This is a genomic window from Halostagnicola kamekurae (genome assembly GCF_900116205.1).
GTDB classification, from domain to species: domain Archaea; phylum Halobacteriota; class Halobacteria; order Halobacteriales; family Natrialbaceae; genus Halostagnicola; species Halostagnicola kamekurae.
The window spans coordinates 540,223-558,920 of record NZ_FOZS01000002.1; the positions used below are offsets into that span (position 1 = coordinate 540,223).

Genomic DNA, 18,698 nt, shown 5'->3' on the forward strand with positions numbered 1-18,698 from the left:
TCGAAAAACTGTCCGTAAAAGATCGCCCACCGAGCCGTTACTGGATCTTCTCGCCGATCTCGGCGTCGCCGTGGGTCGTCAGCAGGTCCGCCTCGTCGCCCGCCGCGAGGATCATCCCGTTAGACTCGACGCCGAACAACTCGGCCGGCTCCATGTTCGCCAGCAAGATGATCTTCTCGCCGGGAAGCTCATCCAAGTCGTGCAGTTGCTTGATCCCCGCGACGACCTGTCTGGTTTCGAAGCCGATGTCGACCTCGAGTCGCGCGAGGTCGTCCGCCCCCTCGATTCCCTCCGCGACCTCGATCCGTCCGACGCGGATGTCCAGATCTTGGAACTCGCCGAAGCCGATTCGGTCCTCGAGCAGGGGCTCGAGATCGTCTGCGGCATTGGTCGCGTCGTCGTCCGCCTCGTCGGCGGACTCGTCGTCGCCAACCGCGTCGTCTGCGGCCTCGTCATCCGAATCGTCTCCCGCGGCGTCGACGCGCGCCTCGAGCTTCTCGTTCAGTTCCGCGACCCGCTCGTCTTCGATCTTCTCGAAGAGTTCGCCGGGTTCCTCGAAGCGCCGCGGCGGTGCCTCGAGCGCGTCCTCGATGCTCGCGTCTTCGACGGCTCCGTCCTCGCCGAGTTGTTCCCAGAGCGCCTGGGCCTTGTCCGGGGTGATCGGCGCGACGAGGACCCCGACGGCTTTCGCGATCTGGACGCAGTCGCGGATGACCTGTGCGGCCCGCTCGGGGTCGTCGTCCGTGAGCTTCCAGGGCTCGTTGCGCTGGATGTACTCGTTGCCGAACTGGGCCAGCCGCGTCGCGGCCTGGCCGATCCCGCGGATCGAGTAGTCGTTGACCGCTTCGCGAACCTCGCCGATGGCCCCCTCGATTCGATCCTCGACGTCCGGGGAGACCTCGGCTTCGGGCGTTCCCTCGTAGTTTCTGTAGGCGAACAGGAGGCTGCGATACCAGAAGTTGCCGACCGTGCCGACGAGTTCGCCGTTTACCTTCTCCTGGAAGGCGTCCCACGAGAAGTCGACGTCCTGCTGGAGGCCGCCGGTCGTCATCAGGTAGTATCGCAGTAGGTCCGGGTGGAACCCTTCCTCGAGGTACTCCTTCGCCCAGATCGCGCGGTTCCGACTCGTCGAGAGGCCCTTACCATTGATGGTGATGAAGCCGGTCGCGGCGACCCCGCGGGGCGCGTTGTAGTTCGCCCCCTCGAGCATCGCCGGCCAGAAGATTGTGTGGTGCTGGATGATGTCCCGCCCGATGACGTGGACGATCTCGCCGTCGTCCTTCCAGACGCGCTCCCAGTCGTACCCCTCGCCTTCGGCGCTCTCGGCGTACTGCTTTGTGCTCGAGATGTACTCGATCGGCGCGTCGACCCAGACGTAGAGGACGATGTCCTCGTCCGCTTTGCCCGGGTAGTCGATCCCCCAGTCCATGTCGCGGGTGAGACACCAGTCCTGCAGGCCCTCTTCGATCCACTGGCGAGGCTGATTCCGGGCGTTCGAGGTGCCCTCGAGACCGTCGAGGAATTCGGTGAGGTACTCGGAGAACTCCGAAACGCGGAAGAACCTGTGGGTTCGCTCGCGGTACTCGGCCGGATTGCCCGTGATCGTGCTCTTGGGATCCTCGACTTCGCCCGGCTCGAGGTGGCGCTGACAGCCCTCGTCGCACTCGTCGCCGCGGGCTTTCGCGCCGCAGTACGGACAGGTCCCCTCGACGTAGCGGTCGGGGAGGTGATCGTCGGCGACGGGGTCGTAGGCCACCCGAATCTCCTTCTCGTAGACGTAGCCCTCCTCCTCGAGCGTGCGGACGATCTCCTGGGTCAGTTCCGTGTTCGTCTCGTCGTGGGTGTGGCCGTAGTTGTCGAACTCGACGTTGAACTTCGGAAAGGTCTCGGCGTACTGTTCGTGCCACTCGAGGGCGAAGTCCTCGGGGTCGACGCCCTGTTGCTCGGCGTTGACGGCGACCGGCGTCCCGTGCATGTCCGATCCCGAGACGTAGGCCGTCTCCTGGCCGAGCGTCTCGAGGGCGCGGGCGAACGAATCGCCGCCCACGTACGTTCGCAGGTGGCCGACGTGCAGGTCGCCGTTCGCGTAGGGCAACCCGCAGGTCACCACCGCCGGCTGCTCCGTCGGAAACTCGTCGTGGCTCATACGTGTGCTGAGTCGGCCGAGGGCGTAAAACCCGCCGGTTTCCGCTCGCGGGTGTGGCAATCGTTTCCGGTTTCGCTCGCCACAGCGGGCTACTCCGGCATCCGGTCGTCGACGGTCCAGACGTTCGGGAGCCACTCGAGGCGACCGGCGAAGAGTAACCCGACGCCGACGGCCATCGGCCCGAAGAAGCCGGCGACGAAGGCGACGCCCCCCGGCTCTACGACGAGCGTGAGCGCAGAGCCGACCAGAAACAGCCAGCCGAGCGCCTCCCACGGTCGGCCGTCGTAGAGCCGTCTCGAGGCGAGCGAGAGCAAAAAGCCGCCGAAGGCGGCCGCGACGATGATCGCATCGATCGCGAGCGAACTCGCTGTCAACAGCGCGAATCCGCCGACCGCGATCCAGTCGAAGTGGTCCATCGCTCTCTGTTGGATACCTTTCTCGAGCGGATCGAAAAACGTGTATCGATCCGTTAGTACGGTGGCGCATTCGTCACTGCCGATCAGCTCCGCTCAGTCGTCGCTTATGACCGGCACGCTCGCGCGACACTGGAGCCGATCCAGATCCGCGATGAACGCCTCGAGCATCGACCGCGTGACGTGGGGCATACAGACGATCCGCATCTCGTCGGTCGCCGTCCGAGAGATTCGCCACCCCTCGCGTCGAAGCGAGTCGAACGTCGAGACCGGCACGTCGGCGGCGACCAGCGGCAGCGTCGGTTCGACGACCTCGAAGCCGCGCGCGACGAGCGCGTCGGCGAGCCAGTCGGCGTTGCGCTGGGACCGGGCGTACTGGCGCCGGTAGCCGCCGGGCCACAGCGCCTCCATCGCGGCGACCGCGCTCGCGACGCCGGCGCCCGATCTGGTCCCAGTCAGCGTCGCTTGCGACGTCGACTCGAGGTACGGCGTGTCGATCGCGAGTTCGTCGAGCAGCGTCTCGTCGCGTGCGAGCAATCCGCCGGCGGGGACCGCGGCCTGTCCCATCTTGTGGGGATCGATCGCCATCGTATCGATCGGCGCGTGCGAGAAGTTCCACTCGTAGTCGGTAAACGGGAGGACGAATCCGCCCCAGGCCGCGTCGACGTGAAAGAGCGCGTCGACCGACCGGGCGATCTCGCCCAGTTCCGGAATCGGGTCGACGCGACCGTACTCGGTCGTTCCCGCGACGCCGACGACGAGCGCCGTCCGCTCGTCGACGCTGTGGCGAACTGCCTCGAGGTCGGCCCGGTGGTCCTCGTCGGTGGGGACGATCCGCAACTTGACGCCGAGGACGTTCGCGGCCTTTTGAAAACTGAAGTGTCCGGATTCGGGCATCACGACGTTCGGCATCTCCGTTTCCGATCGGTTCGATAGACGACCCGCGTCTCGGCTCTCGAACCGATCGCGGGCGATTCGAACTGCCTGAATGTTCGCTTCGGTCCCGCCGCTCGCGACGTAGCCCGCGGGCGAGTCGAGACCCGCTATCTCGCCGAGCGTCGACACCGCTTCCTCCTCGAGTTCGGTGATGGCCGGGTACGTTCCCGGGTCGCCGGGGTTCGTCGCGAGAAAGCGTTCGGCCGCCGTACGCGCGTCCGGGTGCGGTTCGGTGCACATCGAGGACAGCACCCGGTCAAACGTCTGCGGCTCGACCTGCATATACACTGTAACTGTTTCTCAGCGATTTATTCGTTGCGTTTCCACGCAGAAACGTGTGGTCGGCCACCGTGCGAGCGGTTTCGAGTCGATCACGAGCGGAGTACCAGCGGCCGCGACCAGGTCGCGGCCAATTCGCTCGAGTCAGCGGACCGAATCCAGCAGGAGCTTCTGTTCGACGCGTTTGACCTCGTGTTGGACGTCGCGGACGGCGTCGATGTTCGCGGAGATCGAGCTGATTCCCTGGTTGACGAGGAACTGGACCATATCCGGCTTCGAGCCGGCCTGGCCGCAGATGCTCGTTTCGATATCGTGTTCGCGGCAGGTCTCGATAACGTCCTCAAGCAGGCGCAAGATCGCGGGATGGAGTTCGTCGAAGCGATCCGCGACGTGCTCGTTGTTGCGGTCGACCGCCAGCGTGTACTGAGTGAGGTCGTTCGTGCCGAACGAAGCGAAGTCGATACCCGCTTCGGCCAGTTCCTCGACGCTCAGTGCTGCGGCGGGCGTCTCGATCATCGCGCCCCACTTGCGCTTTTCGGGGTCGATGCCGGCGGCTTTCAGCTGCTCTTTCGCGCGGTAGACGTCTTCGGCGTCGTTGACCAGCGGGAGCATGATCTCGACGTTGTCGTAGCCCATCTCGTAGAGCCGGGCGAACGCCTCGAGTTCGTGGCCGAAGACGTCGGTTCGATCGAGCGAGCGACGGATGCCCCGGTAGCCCAGCATCGGGTTGTGCTCGACCGGCTCGTCGTCGCCGCCCTCGAGTTGGCGGAACTCGTCGCTGGGCGCGTCGAGCGTGCGCACGCGGACGGGCCGCGGGTAGAACTCGTCGGCGACGGTTCGGATCCCCTGAATCAATTCCTTAATGTAGGCGTCGGTACCGTTTTCCTCGATGAATTTCTCGGGGGTCTGATTCAGCGAGAGGATCATGTGCTCGGTGCGCAGCAGGCCGACGCCGTCGGCGCCCGTCGCGGCCGCGCGTTCGGCGGCTTCGGGGATGGAGACGTTGACCTTGACTTCCGTCGCCGTCATCGGTTTGACCGGCGACTGCGGGCGAACCTCTTCGACCGGTTCGGTCTCCTCTTCGGGGTCGACCGTCTCGCCCTCGAGGACCGCGCCCTTGTCACCGTCGAGGGTGACGAGTTGGCCGTCTTCGAGCACGGTCGTGGCGTTGGTGGTGCCGACGATGGCGGGGACGCCGAGTTCGCGTGAGACGATGGCGGCGTGGCTGGTCATGCCGCCCTCGTCGGTGACGATACCCGCGGCGCGTTTCATCGCCGGGACCATGTCGGGCATGGTCATCTCGGTGACGATTATGTCGCCCTCGCCGACCTTCGCGAGGTCGTCGAGTTTCGTGACGACCTGTGCGGCCCCGCTGACGGTGCCCGGACTCGAGCCCAGCCCGTCGACGATGATTTCGCCGGTGGCCTCCGACGCCTCGCCTGCGTCACTTCCCCTCTCGGAGCCGCTCTCGGCGGTCTGGACGCTCCCGCTTCCGTCGGTGACGCCTTGGGCTGCGTTGACGGCTCCGGAATCGGCCGCCTCGACTTTGGCGTTTTCAGGTTCCTCGATCGTGGTGATCGGACGGGACTGAAGCATGAAGTCCTCGTCGTCGGTCATCGCCCACTCGACGTCCTGGGGCGTGTCGTAGTGATCCTCGACGTGCTCGCCGAGGTCGACGAGCCGAGAGAGTTCGTCGTCCGAGAGCACCCGCTCGGTGCGTTTGTCTTCGGGAACCTCGCGTTCGACGGTTTCTCCGGTCTCCTCGTCTTTGACGTGCATGACCTTCTTCTCTGCGACGGTGACGTCGACGTCGTCCTCGGTTCGCGAGACGACGTAATTATCGGGTGAGACCGCGCCGGAGACGACGGCTTCGCCGAGTCCCCAGGCGGCCTCGATGATCATCGTCGGATCGCCTGTCGAGGGGTGGCTGGTGAACATGACGCCCGATTTCTCGGCGTCGACCATCTGCTGGACGACGACCGCGATGTTGACCGCGGAGTGGTCGAAGCCCTGCTCCTGGCGGTAGTAGATCGCCCGCTGGGTGAACAGTGAGGCCCAACACTCCCGCACGCGATCGAGCAACTCGTCTTCGGTGACGTTCAGGTAAGTGTCCTGTTGGCCGGCGAAGGAGGCGTCCGGCAGGTCCTCGGCCGTCGCCGAGGAGCGGACGGCAACGAAGGCCTCGCCGTCGCCGACCCCGCGGTAGGCCTCGAGGATCTCCTCGCGGAGGGCCTCGGGGAACGGCGTCTCGAGAATGAGCTCTTGGGCGCGGTCGGCCGCGTCCGCGAGCGCGCTCGAGTCGTCGGTGTCGACATCGACGACGTCGAAGAGCTCGTTGTCGATATCGGCGTTTTCGATAAACGATCTGTAGGTACCTGCCGTGACGACGAATCCCGGTGGGACCGGCAAGCCCGCCCCCGTGAGTTCACCGAGAGAAGCACCTTTGCCGCCGACCGTCTCGAGGTCGTCGGCGCTGATCTCGTCCAGCCAGAGTACAGCCATCTCTATTTGCGTGGACAGCAGGTCCGATAAAGAAGGTTGCGAACATACTTCACAGAGACTACTCGGGACCGAATGAGTATCTCCGCGGCCCGCTGATTTCGCCGCTTCAACAATGGTCGATCTGTCCCTGACGGTATTGGTTCGACCGTTGAACAGTATCCCACAGCGATTATAGAACTCGAGTTACTGGTCAGACCATGGAACTCTCCAACGCTGCGAAGTGGACGCTATTCAATCGGGCGCTCACGGCGGGCGCAATGGTTCTCGGAACTGGATTGGCCCTCCTCGGCTTCGTCCTCGGGTTCTGGGGATCGATCGAAACGCTGGTCGTCGATAGGAACGTCCAGACCGCGGTCGAGAACGCGAATCCGATACTCACGCTCGCGCTCGCAGCGGTCGGCTTCATCGTCTGGCAGATAGGCAAGACCTACGCGCTGTTCTGGTCGCTCCCTCGAGCGTCCGGGCGAGCCGCCGCGAAGCGCTTCGACCACGGGCGACTCAAGAGCGAGGTCGTCGAGGCGCTCGACGAGCGACTGGCTGAGATGGAAGAGGACGTCGCAGAGACCCGCCGAAGCGTCCAGGAACTGAAACGGACCGAGCACGCGGCCGCCTTCGACGAGGAGGACGCCCTCGAGTCGACGCCCGTCCAACGATCGGAGTCGACCGCCCGTTCAGCGACGACTGCCCAGCAACCGGGAGCGACTGCCAGTTCAGCGGCGACCGGTCAGCAGTCGGCGACGGATCGGTCCGAAACGACCGGTCAGTCACAGTCCAACCCGGCCGAGCGCTCCGCATCCGAATCCGGTAAGCCGGCCGAATCCGGGTTCGAGTTTTCGTCACCTGACGGTTCGAACTCGGAACGGCCCGGCGAACGGGCTCCGAGCGAATCACACCCACAGGATCCACAGACGACGACCGAGACCGAGAACGAAGCGCCGTCGTCATCCACCGAGACGGATCGACCGGATGCGACCGACGCGGACGACCAGGACGCGCCGTCGGAGTCGGACGAGCCCCGAAACTGATCGCGGTTCTATCACCGACGACGCCACCGCCCGCCGTCGTCTCCGCTCCGAAACTCACCGATCATTTCTCGCCGCCGTAATACTCAGGCCTCGAGGATGTCGTCTTCCTCGATGTCGGGAACGGTGATCGTTCCGTCCAGCGCGGTAACGCCTCGTCCGCCGACACGCACGCCGTCCTCGAGGCGGACCCGGACCAGCCCCGGCCGGTCGACGTAGTGGCCCTGCTCGAGGTGCAGTTCCTCGGGGAGGTCGTCGTCGAACGCGCTGAACCGATCGAGGTAGGCCGCGACGGCGCCGCTCGCGGTGCCCGTAACGGGGTCCTCGGGGACGCCCGCGCCGGGCGCGAACATCCGGCCGTGCAGCGTCGAGTCGCGGTCGAGCGCGTCGAAGGTAAAGCAGTAGACGCCCGCTGCGTCGACCGAATCGGCGAGTTCCTCGACGGCGTTCATGTCCGGGTCGGCGTCGCCGAGGTCCGAGAGGTAGGTGATCGGCACGATCAAGAACGGCAGGCCGGTCGAGGAAACCGCGAGCGGAATATCGTCGCTGGCCCCCTCGAGCGCGGCCTGGCTTACCCCCAGCGCGTCGGCAACGCGGTCGTAACCGACATCGGCCTCGCGAATTTGGGGCTCGTCCTGCGTCATCCAGACTGTGCCGTCCTCCCCGACCTCGATCTCGAGGACGCCGACGTTCGTCTCGAGGGCGGTCGTTCCGGGCTCAAGTCCGTCGTCGTGGAGGTGTGCGAAGGAGCCGATCGTCGCGTGCCCGCAGAGATCTACCTCCTGCGTTGGGGTGAAATACCGCACGCGGCGGTCGGCGTCCGGATCGTTGCTCGAGTGCAGGAAGGCCGTCTCGCTGACGGCCATCTCGGCGGCGATAGACTGCATCTGCGCGGCCGAGAGGCCGTCTGCGTCCGGCACGACGCCGGCGGGATTGCCGGAAAGCGGTTCGTCGGTGAAGGCGTCGACCTGGACGATCCGAATCGTCTCCATACGAAGTCGGTAGGGCAGGCGGCGTATCAATCCACCGCCGTCGCCACGATACCGGCACTCGACCACGCAGGTCGACGCTATCTACTCACCTACAGGCCGTCGATACCATTGCGAGTACGGTTCCTCGTCGAGTAGTCATCGATAGCGGACCAATCATGTTTCGTTAGATGGGTTTACTGCGAGTTTTTCGTGACTGTGACCAATATAGTATCCATTGGACCAATTCCAACCGGTCACGAATTTGTGACTGTCCTGGCGCACTGGTTTCCCTCAGGGGAGTCTATATCTAATACCGTTCTTGATCGATAAACTGCCTCGTGACACTCTCATTATGCGACCACATATAAACTAAACCATATTTTAAAAATTTAAACTATATAGATACCAATCCTAGTTACAATATATATTTTGTAGTAATATCAAAATTTAATAATTGGGTTATGTGACTGGTTCCTATGCCGATAGGAAATAGAAGTCGCCGTAACGCACTGAAACTGTTCGGAACTGTTGCGATGGGAGGCCTACTGTCTCTCGGAGCAACACCAGTCCAGGGAACAAAGGCTGTGAGTCTCCCTGTTCGGGCCAGAGGGGTGCGTACCATTCGTCGGATTCCCCAAGCGGATGGATACATTCGAGAAGTCAAATTCGAGATTGAAGAAACTGATCCGATATCAGTGGATTCGGAAAGTAAATCAACTACGATGAGTACCGAATCCGGTAGTTATAATCCCGAAGTCAGGCCAGGCAATACAGTTGACTTCGGGAGGGACGAGATGAGGATTGACGGAGAGATGTTCAAAGATACTGAACAAGCAGCCAAATCTCAGCTTTCAGAAACGGACGATCCGGACGTGGTTGAATATGAAGATACAGCAATTCTGGGGACTGTCGAGCAACACTATGCCCAGGAGATGCGGATGCGGGACGCACTTTTAGCCGACGACTCTCTCTCCTCGCAGGCAGAATCGAATCCGCTACTTGCTGCAGATTGTTCGAAGTATACGTACAATGGAAACAACCCGTCTGATCGGGACGACCTTGCCGAACGAACAGCACCGATTAATCTTGCATGGGATAATGGAAAAGATGCGTCGGACATACAGGATGATATGCAGGATGAAGGGTGGGGAGCGCCATGGCCATCCAGTGACAAATACGTCTTCGAGGATGAAGACACGGTCAAGGCACAGGACGAACACATAAAAAGGAATATTCCTCCTAGTTCGGTACCGACCCAGTATCACGTTCGAGCCTATGATCTCTCCGGCGTTGCCAATCTAGAGGTTATCGGTGCAGGCCACAGAGACCCGCCGGATCACAACCAGGGCTGCGAATGGGTCGGTATCGGCTGTGGTGTCAACTGGAGAGCGTCGGAGACACGCGAGGAGGTGTCGGACGAGTGGACAGACGTGAAAACAAAATACGCAGGAAACGCAAATATCGACTCCGCCTCCGGCAATTACGATTATATCGAGGGCGATATCAAAGACGATGGTGGCAGTATTGGATGTCCTCCTTTCTGTCCGGTATAACGTAGTAATTATCTGCACGCCAACAGTACTGAAATAGTATGCAGGGAAGTATTGACCCGGTCTTTGGAAGCAGGCCGGTCAATGCGGCCGTCTCGATCGTGCTCGCATCCGTTGCCCTCTTAGGACTGTATTTCCTTCAGAAACGAGCCGACACTCCGGAAGGCGGCGCTGCAGCCGGCAGTGTCTGGTACGTCGTGATCTGTTCTGTGGTTTATCTTAGCCCGCGATACGTACATGATACGTTCGCATCCGGTGTCTTCGGATTCCAGTATCTCCTCTGGGTCTTCGTGATCGTCGTTCCGCTGGTGGCGCTTCAGGCCGGAGTCCCGGTGTACATTTTTGCAACCCGTGGAAATGTGGGCGCGTTAGTCGGGTTGTTCGCTGTGACTGCCCTCACGTTTTGGGGACTACTGGGAACAGGTGGCGAGTCGGATATCTTAGTTGGATATCCCTACGTAATGTTTCCGGCCGCCGTCCTCATCGTTTCGTTTACTACTGGCGTGGATGTCGCTACCCGTAAAGTATCGAACCGGGTTGGTACGTGAACCCTGCCGAGGAACTTATCCGTTCGCTACTTTTCTGGCGTTTGTTGGTGCTATAGTAGCCACTGAGACGATTTACACACCGATCGCGAAGCAATCTTGCGATCGGACGTACAATGACTTTCAGTGGCGACTATCGTCGATACCTGCGTTAGTTCACGGTTCGAGGGAGGTCCCGCGATCTTCGAACGCCGGACGATAGAGAACGAACTGACGGCGCAGTCAGTCGTTTTCGGCGTGTTCAACCGACGACTCCTCGCCGACTTCGACCTCCGATAATACGTCCGAGTCGAATCGGTGCGTCCCGGTCGGCGGCAAGTTCACGTCTGCTGCCGCCGATGCCTCGAGATCCGTGTTTCGCTCGAGATCTTTCATGTCGCCGTCCTCCCTGGCATCCTGGTCGATCCGCATCGAACAGAAGTCGACCCCGCACATCGAGCAGAAGCGGGCCTCCTTGTAGTTGTCTTCGGGCAAAGTCTGGTCGTGGGCCGATTGGGCTCGTTCGGGATCAAGCGCGAGCGAGAACTGCTCGCGCCAGTCGAAGGCGTATCGCGCTTCCGAGAGGGCGTCGTCCCAGTCTCGAGCGCCCGGTCGGTCGTTTCCGACGTCGCCGGCGTGGGCGGCGATCCGGTAGGCCGCGAGTCCGTCGCGGACGTCGGCTTCGTCGGGTAATCCGAGGTGTTCTTTCGGGGTGACATAACAGAGCATCGCCGCGCCCTCCTTGGCGGCCATCGCCGCCCCGATCGCGCTCGTGATGTGGTCGTAGCCCGGCGCGATGTCGGTCACCAGCGGTCCGAGGACGTAAAACGGCGCGCCGTCGCAGACCTCCTGCTGGCGCTCGACGTTCTCCGCGATCTTGTCCATCGGGACGTGTCCCGGTCCTTCGACCATCACCTGCACGCCGCGGTCCCAGGCGCGTCGGGTCAACTCACCAAGCGTATCGAGTTCGGCGTACTGGGCCTCGTCGCATGCGTCCGCGATGCTTCCCGGCCGAAGGCTGTCGCCGAGACTGAAGGTCACGTTGTGCTCGAGGAAGACCTCGCAAATCTCGTCATAGACCTGAAAGAGCGGGTTCTGCTCGCCGTGGGTTTCCATCCACTTCGCCATGATCGACCCGCCGCGGGAGACGATACCCGTTTTTCGTCCCTCCGTCAGCGGCAGGTGCTCGGCGAGGATACCGGCGTGAATCGTCATGTAGTCGACGCCCTGTGCAGCCTGCTTTTCGATCACCTCGAGTAGCAGGTCCGTCGTCAGCTCCTCGGGACTACCGGCGCGTTTGACCGCCTCGTACAGCGGCACCGTCCCGATCGGTACCGGCGAGTGTTCGACGTTCGCCTCGCGGATGCGATCGAGGTCGGAACCGGTGCCGAGATCCATCACCGTATCCGCGCCGTGGTGGACCGCCGTGTGAAGCTTCTCGAGTTCCTCCTCGAGATCGCTCGTCGTCTCGCTGTTGCCGATGTTCGCGTTGACCTTCGTCGAGAACTCGCGTCCGATGATCATCGGATCGAGCGTTTCGTGGTTCGTGTTCGCCGGGATCACCGCCTGTCCCTCGGCGACCTGCTCGCGAACGAACTCCGGGTCGCGGTTCTCTCGCTCGGCGATGCGTCTCATTTCGGGCGTTATCGTTCCATCGCGGGCTCTCTGAAGCTGGGTCGTCGGCATCGATAACTAGATTATATTACTAGGTTATAAAATTGCTGTGGTGATGCTCGAGAGAGAGAGAGAGAGACGCAAATCAGTCGACTAATACCTGTTTGCCCATTCTCGCTGTCCTGAGACTGCTTGGTGGATATATCACTCCGATAGCGTTCACTCTCGAGAAACCAATCAGAACGCGAGCGCCTCCGAGGCCACCTCACTTTCGGACAACCCTGAATTGCGGCCCTGACGCTTCACGAACGACGGATGAGTCCGCCTTGCAATCGAACGTCGAGGCTCATGTCCTTCTCGGAGGGAACCGCCACGGTCGTCGTTACCTCCCCTCGAATGGCCTCGTTCGTGACTTCTTCTCGGTCCTCGAGCGAGAACGTCTGCCGTTCGTCGTTCACCTCGAGCCAGTACTCGCCACTCTCGGCCGCGAGGACGGTGACCGTGACTTCGACGGGCTCGCCGGCGCGCGGTTTTTCGTCGAACGTGATCGCGGTGGGCTCGAGGCCGCCGTCGACGAACTCGAACTCGAGGGTTCGATCGAACGTGGTCGTGTAAATCGGGATCTCTTCGTCCACGAGGTCGGCTTCGTCGTCGCCGCGGCCGCTCTCGCCGCCCGATGCCGGCTCCTCGGTAAGCACCTCGACGCCGAGTTCGGCCTCGACGTTTGCGATCTTGTTCAGGATCGTCCGCTCCGCGGAGCCGCCGAAGAGCAACCCGACGAGTTCGCCGCTATCGTCGGCGAAGACCGGCGATCCGCTGTCGCCACCTTCGGACATGTACCCCGCGACGAGCTGATCTCGGAACAGGACCGGGCCGTGCTCGGGGCCGAAGTTCACCCGAACGCTCGCGCTCGTCGCCTCGAGGTCGGCGCTCGTCACGCCCGTCGTCCGGCCGCTCTTGATCACCGTCTCGCCCCGGAGTTCGTCGTAGTTCTCGCGCCGGATATCGGTGGGCCACGACTCCTCGAGCCCGAACGCGGTCCTCGATTCGTCCTCGGGGCGAACGGACCGCGCGGCCACGTCGACGAGAGCGCCGTCGCCGATTTCGACGTAGCCGAGCAGTTCGCCGACCTCGTCTTCACCGGACTGGCCGCCGTCCTGGGGCGAGGGCTGGAGGATCGGTTCGCCCAGTTGCGCGGCGTTCGAGCGTGCGTAGACGTGATTGTTCGACAGCCGGACGAGGTCGCCGGGTTCGGCGCGGTCGCTCCAGATCGCCGCCGACGGGTCCTCGAGACGCGCCGGATACGGACCGGCCGTGGCCGCCGACGATTCGGCGTTGATCTCGCTGACGCCGGCATGTACCGGTCGATGTCTGTCCTGTCTGTTCTCGGCGGCCTCGGGCTTTGGCTCGAGAACCGACAGCGCGTCGAAGCCGGTCCTGGTCTCACCGTATCCGCAGTCGACGATTTCGATGTCGATGTCGACCCCGTCGGAATCGCGCACGCGGGTTTTTACGTCGTCTTTCGGGTCGAGGTCCTCGGGCGGAACCTTCTGTGACACGAAAACTGTTACGCTGTCCGCCTGCTCGTCGTACTCGACGCCGATCACGTTCTCGCACTCGAGGAGGTACTCGTAGTCCTGGGTCGTTGTCATGGTATGGAGTCACGCTCTGCAATAACCAATGGCTAGTTCCGAGAGAATATAGTTGTTTGGTGACTTTAAATGGGTTCAATCAACGACGGGAGCTCGAGTGGGAATCTGCCGGTTCGATCGGCACGCCAGCCATTTCACCTCACTTAAGGGGGCGCGCTTCGTCTCACCGGCCAGGAGGAGTCAAGAGAATGTCCGACTTGCCGGACGACTTCAAGTGTACAGTGACGAACTGGGACTACATCTACAGTCTGTGTCGAGACGTCAGCGAGGACGTTCGAAACGACGAGTTCGAACCCGACGTCATCGTCGCGCTCGCCCGGGGCGGCTGGTTCGCCGGCCGATGTGTCTGTGACTTTTTGGGACTGGACGACCTGACGAGCCTGAAGATGGAACACTACGTCGGCACCGCCGAGAAAAGCGGCGAGCCGACGGTCCGATATCCGATGCCCGAAGGCAGCGTCGAAGGCAAGGACGTTCTCATCATCGACGACATCGCCGACACCGGCGGCTCGATCAAGCGAGCCCAGGAGTACGTCACCGACCGCGACGCGGATACCGTCCGGACCGCGACCCTCCAGTTGCTCGGCACCAGCGAGTTCGACCCCGACTACGTCGGCGAGCGACTCGAGGAGTGGACCTGGGTCGTCTACCCGTGGAACTTCATCGAGGACATGATCGATCTGATCACGAGCGCGATGGAGAAAGGCGAGCAGGAGTCCTACGACAAAGCGGACATTCGACACTACCTCAACCACGTTCACGACGTCGAACGCATCGAGATGGAGATCGCCCAGCCCAACCGCCTGACCGAGGTCCTGACCGAGATGGAGCGTCGGGACCTCCTCGAGATGACCGCGTCGGGCGAGTGGCAGGTACGTCCTGACAACTAAACGGTTGACATCCTCCTCGCGCTAAATCGCGAGGATTCCCAAGCGTTGGGATATAAACCGTATCCAGCGCGTTTTGTCAGTGCCGAAACGAGAAATCAGTTAGAACCACGATTCGTATCAGCAAAGGCCGATGACGGGTGGAAAAATCTATCCTTGATTCGGCCACTAAGTCGGCCTGTTCTGCTTGGTCAACATCTCCAAGAAGCGGTAAAGTGCAATGAAATCGAACACTCTAATCTTTACCGTATTTGCACCACGAACTAGGGTCCCTCTCTCGTTACTACCGAGCGAAACAGGAAGTCGACCAGGAAGGGAGAGTCCGTAAACAAACGTGTTGTATTCTACTGATCCCGACCATCTATTTACCTCTTTGGAGAAGGACTTTTATTGTATAATATTAATGTATAGTTAGTAATATCTGATAGAAAGAAACTTAGCAAAAGAAGAATATTAAAAATAACTGGAGTGTCCATCGGTGCCCTGGTCGGTGGAAGTGGTGTAGCTGCCGCCAATACATCCGCTTCACAAGACAGGCAACTCTGGGTAGAAAACGGTCAGTTTGAGACTGATCTCGACAACGATGCCCTCGATAAAAACAAGTATAATGCATTGATTGCTACTGTTGAAGAATTCAATCAAGCAATCGAAAACGGTCATGTCAGTCTCGAGGGGAACGCGTCTGAAGGGATAAGTACAGCATCTAACGATCAGACAGAATCAAAAGTCGTTGACATACAAGCGAGTCCGTCTAAGATTGCTGGAGGTGATGAATAATGCCATGTAATAAGAACGACTATGACATCGATAACGAGGTATCCGGAGTTAATAAAGAGGTGAAATTATGGATCTCTGATGGTGTTATAAAAGATGTGAGAGGACTGATCGAAATCGGCGGTTCTGGTGCAGCGGTTTATGGCCTTCTCGTCGAGAAGGGAGTCATTTCCGCAGGAGTTCTCGCAGGTCCTGTCGCTGCGATCGTGGGTGCGATAATTATCGCGTACATGGGTTGGATTGGGATCGAAAACGACGGTTGCGGTGTAGTCATCGAAATGAACGTCAATCCAATAGCTCCCGTAACGACAACGCCGATCGTCTCTTCACAATAATTCTCGCTCCTTTTTGGCAGTACTAAATAAAAGTTTATATAAATAAATATATTTTATATTCATATATTTCTGTTTTGGAAATGGAGGGTAACTATTACATATTATACCTGCAATTGTTTTCATAATATCAGATCGTATCTATGGAAGATGAAATCAGACACTCTCTATATCGACGAAAGAACGTCATTTGGGGAATTCTCCTCATAGCGACGGCTGGGATAGTAATGCAGCCAGGGATAGAGAGCGCTCTACAGGGCGACCCCACCGGAAACTGGATTGTAGATGTCGTCCTTGGCATGTTATTATTGACGTTCTATTTCGGAACGAGACTCGCTAACTGGATGGATCAATCGTCAACGGATGTCTTTGGTTTGTCTGATTGGACTATGCTGTTTTTGTCGGCAGTCTGGATTGCAGCCTGCGCGTTACTCCTCTCTCAGGGGTTTTCTTCCATTGGAATTCTCGGATTTTTGCTCTTCGGAAGCGTTGGCGTCATCGGTATGCTCTATAAATTATATTCGATCCGTATTTCGGGATCTACAACAGAAATTTAGCTAGTGTGAACCCGATCATGTTCGCCTTGCTATTCGACGATCGGTTCCACATCGCTCGAGTCCGTCTGTTCTGCTCCGTCGTCGCTACTGTCGATCAGCGACCGCTTCCACGTGCCTCGAGTGAACCACACACCCGCCGCTATCGCGCCGACCACGTCGCCGACGAGGACGCCGACCCAGATGCCGGTCGTCCCCCAGTCGGCGACGAACAGCAGGAAGACGGTGACGAGCACGCGGCCGAACCACAGCGCGATCACCGAAAACGCCAGCGCCGTCTTCGTGTTACCCGCACCGCGGAACGCGCCCAGGAACACCTGCATGACGCCCATGAAGACGAACATCAGCGCGGCGACCTGCAGGTAGGTCGTCCCGTAGTCGACGGTCGCCGCCCGCCCCTCGACGTCCGCGGTGAGGAACACGGACACGATCGGTTCCGGGACGAGGAACGCGATCGCGCCGCCGACGGCCATGACCGCGGCGATGACGCCCGCGGCGAGCCACGTCGCTCGCGCCGCGCGTTCGGGCTTGCCCGCACCCAAATTCTGGCCGACGATGGTGTCCGTCGCCTGGCTCATCCCCAGCGCCGGGAGAAACGCGAGCGAGATCAGGCGGTTACCCAGGCCGTAGGCCGTCACGACCGCCGGCGGAAACATCGAGACCATCGCCGTCATCGCGATCATCGCCAGCGAACTCATCGACTGCTCGAGGGCCGTCGGAACGCCGAGTCGCGTGATTTCGGAGATATATTCGGCTCGCGGAAGCAAGTGACTCGCTTCGATCTCGGGTCCGACGTCGGTGTATAACAGGACGTAGAACCCGATTACAGTGGCGATGGCCCTCGAGAGGACGGTCGCCACCGCCGCGCCCGCCATCTCGAGTCGCGGGACGGGGCCGACGCCGAAGATAAACACGGGGTCGACCGCGAGGTTGAAGACGACGCTGACGAACATCACGACCATCGGCGCGCGGGTGTTGCCGTACCCGCGCATGAGCGAGACGAAGATGAAAAAGCCGAACAGGAAGGGCATGCCGAGGAAGAACACGCGCATGTACTCGCTGGCCAGCGGGATGATCGCGGCCTCGGTTTCGGGGTCGGCCAGCAACAGCGCCAGCATCGAGTCGGTCGCGAGAAAGCCGATCACGGCGATGGCGATCGCGATTAGCGTGATAAACGAGATCGTCTGTCCCGCGATCAAGCCGCCCTCGTCGCTTTCCGCGCCGGAGTGCTGGGCGATGAGGATCGCGCCCGCGGCGGTGAACCCGCCGCCGATCGAGATCAGAAAGAAGATCAGCGGGAAGGCGAGACTCAGCGCGCCGACCGCGTCCGGAGAGAGTGCACCCAGCCAGAACGTGTCGCCGACGTTGTAGGCGACCTGCAACAGCTGGATAACCACGAGCGGCCACGCTAGGTGGAACATCGGACGAACGAGCGACCCGTCGGTGAGATCGCTCTCGCTCGAGGAGCGGTCGGAGAGCATTACGACCTGAAATCGCATGCCACCTATATGAGTGCTCGTAGCCATTGGCAACAACCCGCATCACAACTGTGCTGTTTTCCTCTGAGCGCGGAGATTCTCGCCTCGAGGCGGGCCTGTGCAATCGCAGCCCAATGAACCCGTATCGTTTAGTTGACTCCCGCCGCAGGCTGTGCCATGACAATCGGCGTCATCGGCGGCAGCGGAATCTACGAGGCATTGCCTCTCGAGAACACGCGAACCGAATCGATCTCGACCCCCTACGGCGAACCGACCGACGACGTCACGCTGGGCGAACTCGGCGGGCGTGAGGTCGCCTTCCTGCCGCGACACGGGAGCGACCACCAGCACACGCCGACCGACGTGTCCTACCGGGCGAACATCTACGCGCTCAAGGCGGCCGGCGTCGATCGAGTCATCGCCACCAACGCCGTCGGCAGCCTCCGCGAGGACCTGCCGCCCCAGACGCTGGTCGTCCCCGACCAGATTTTCGATCGCACCAAACACCGTTCGCCGACGTTCTTCGGGGACGGCATGGTCGTCCACATGGGTTTCGCCAAGCCCTATTGCCCCGAAATGGTCGCCCACCTCGCCGAGTCCGCGCGGGAGGCGACGGATGCCCAGGTCGCCGAGAACGGCACGTACGTCTGTATCGAGGGCCCGCAGTTTTCGACGAAAGCCGAGAGCGAGTTCTACCGCGAGCAGGGCTGGGACGTCGTCGGGATGACGGCGATCCCCGAAGCCAAACTCGCTCGAGAAGCTGAACTGAGCTACGCCACCGTCGCCGGCGTCACCGACTACGACGTCTGGAAGGAAGACAGCGAGGTCACCCTCGAGGAAGTCCTCGAGAACGCCGAGGCCAATCAGGAGTCAATCAACGCGGTCATCGAGCGCGCGATCCGAACGATGCCCGACGACTTCGAGAGTCACGCCTGGTCGGCGCTCGAGGGCACGATCAACACGCCGCCGGAAGCGATTCCAGCAGAGACTCGCGAACGCGTCGAGCTGTTAGCCGGTGAGTACCTCGAGGAATAAGTCCGGTTGATCTGCGTCGGTCTCCAACG

16 protein-coding genes are annotated in these 18,698 nt (G+C 61.0%); 8 read left to right on the forward strand and 8 right to left on the reverse strand.

Translation table 11 applies throughout. The features are described from left to right. Positions 1 to 37: 37 nt before the first annotated feature. From metG to ppsA, 4 genes are all read right to left on the reverse strand, one after another. Positions 38 to 2,146 carry a methionine--tRNA ligase gene (metG, locus tag BM348_RS10515; protein ID WP_092904688.1) on the reverse strand — a complete coding sequence of 703 codons (2,109 nt, stop codon included), beginning with the start codon at positions 2,144 to 2,146 and terminating at the stop codon, positions 38 to 40. A gap of 89 nt (positions 2,147 to 2,235) precedes the next feature. Then, positions 2,236 to 2,562, reverse strand: a complete 327-nt coding sequence (locus tag BM348_RS10520; protein ID WP_092904690.1) for a hypothetical protein — start codon at positions 2,560 to 2,562, stop codon at positions 2,236 to 2,238. A 93-nt stretch (positions 2,563 to 2,655) separates the two neighbouring features. Further along, a complete protein-coding gene (gene mfnA, locus BM348_RS10525) occupies positions 2,656 to 3,777 on the reverse strand; it encodes a tyrosine decarboxylase MfnA (protein WP_092904692.1) in 1,122 nt (373 codons plus the stop codon). 141 nt (positions 3,778 to 3,918) lie between these two features. Next, positions 3,919 to 6,276, reverse strand: a complete 2,358-nt coding sequence (gene ppsA, locus BM348_RS10530) for a phosphoenolpyruvate synthase (RefSeq protein ID WP_092904695.1) — start codon at positions 6,274 to 6,276, stop codon at positions 3,919 to 3,921. A 197-nt stretch (positions 6,277 to 6,473) separates the two neighbouring features. Here ppsA and BM348_RS10535 point away from each other — a divergent pair, with 197 nt between their 5' ends. Beyond that, positions 6,474 to 7,301, forward strand: a complete 828-nt coding sequence (locus tag BM348_RS10535; protein WP_092904697.1) for a hypothetical protein — start codon at positions 6,474 to 6,476, stop codon at positions 7,299 to 7,301. Positions 7,302 to 7,384: 83 nt separating this feature from the next. Here the strand turns inward: BM348_RS10535 and BM348_RS10540 are convergent, their stop codons facing one another. Then, complete coding sequence (locus BM348_RS10540) at positions 7,385 to 8,290, reverse strand: PhzF family phenazine biosynthesis protein (RefSeq protein ID WP_092904699.1); 906 nt, start codon at positions 8,288 to 8,290, stop codon at positions 7,385 to 7,387. A 701-nt stretch (positions 8,291 to 8,991) separates the two neighbouring features. Here BM348_RS10540 and BM348_RS10545 point away from each other — a divergent pair. Beyond that, complete coding sequence (locus BM348_RS10545) at positions 8,992 to 9,822, forward strand: hypothetical protein (RefSeq protein WP_245779434.1); 831 nt, start codon at positions 8,992 to 8,994, stop codon at positions 9,820 to 9,822. Positions 9,823 to 9,860: 38 nt separating this feature from the next. Further along, the gene (locus tag BM348_RS10550) at positions 9,861 to 10,367 is read left to right on the forward strand and encodes a hypothetical protein (protein WP_092904701.1); all 507 of its coding nucleotides are present in this window, start codon (positions 9,861 to 9,863) and stop codon (positions 10,365 to 10,367) included. Positions 10,368 to 10,586: 219 nt separating this feature from the next. Here BM348_RS10550 and thiC read toward each other — a convergent pair whose 3' ends face one another. Then, complete coding sequence (gene thiC, locus BM348_RS10555) at positions 10,587 to 12,029, reverse strand: phosphomethylpyrimidine synthase ThiC (protein WP_092904703.1); 1,443 nt, start codon at positions 12,027 to 12,029, stop codon at positions 10,587 to 10,589. Between the two features lie 230 nt (positions 12,030 to 12,259). After that, positions 12,260 to 13,609, reverse strand: coding sequence for a hypothetical protein (locus tag BM348_RS10560; protein WP_092904705.1), 1,350 nt, complete (start codon positions 13,607 to 13,609; stop codon positions 12,260 to 12,262). 188 nt (positions 13,610 to 13,797) lie between these two features. Here BM348_RS10560 and BM348_RS10565 point away from each other — a divergent pair, with 188 nt between their 5' ends. From BM348_RS10565 to BM348_RS10575, 4 genes are all read left to right on the forward strand, one after another. Beyond that, a complete protein-coding gene (locus tag BM348_RS10565) occupies positions 13,798 to 14,499 on the forward strand; it encodes a phosphoribosyltransferase (protein ID WP_092904707.1) in 702 nt (233 codons plus the stop codon). 465 nt (positions 14,500 to 14,964) lie between these two features. Beyond that, positions 14,965 to 15,273 carry a hypothetical protein gene (locus tag BM348_RS20630; protein WP_139231180.1) on the forward strand — a complete coding sequence of 103 codons (309 nt, stop codon included), beginning with the start codon at positions 14,965 to 14,967 and terminating at the stop codon, positions 15,271 to 15,273. After that, on the forward strand, positions 15,273 to 15,605 hold the full coding sequence (locus tag BM348_RS10570) for a hypothetical protein (RefSeq protein ID WP_092904709.1): 333 nt from the start codon (positions 15,273 to 15,275) through the stop codon (positions 15,603 to 15,605). Before BM348_RS20630 ends, BM348_RS10570 begins: the two co-directional genes overlap by 1 nt. Before the next feature lie 140 nt (positions 15,606 to 15,745). Next, the gene (locus BM348_RS10575; RefSeq protein WP_092904711.1) at positions 15,746 to 16,159 is read left to right on the forward strand and encodes a hypothetical protein; all 414 of its coding nucleotides are present in this window, start codon (positions 15,746 to 15,748) and stop codon (positions 16,157 to 16,159) included. A gap of 29 nt (positions 16,160 to 16,188) precedes the next feature. Here BM348_RS10575 and BM348_RS10580 read toward each other — a convergent pair whose 3' ends face one another. After that, positions 16,189 to 17,637, reverse strand: coding sequence for an MATE family efflux transporter (locus tag BM348_RS10580; RefSeq protein WP_092905536.1), 1,449 nt, complete (start codon positions 17,635 to 17,637; stop codon positions 16,189 to 16,191). 174 nt (positions 17,638 to 17,811) lie between these two features. Here BM348_RS10580 and mtnP point away from each other — a divergent pair, with 174 nt between their 5' ends. Next, a complete protein-coding gene (mtnP, locus tag BM348_RS10585; protein WP_092904713.1) occupies positions 17,812 to 18,669 on the forward strand; it encodes an S-methyl-5'-thioadenosine phosphorylase in 858 nt (285 codons plus the stop codon). The last annotated feature ends 29 nt before the right edge of the window (positions 18,670 to 18,698 follow it).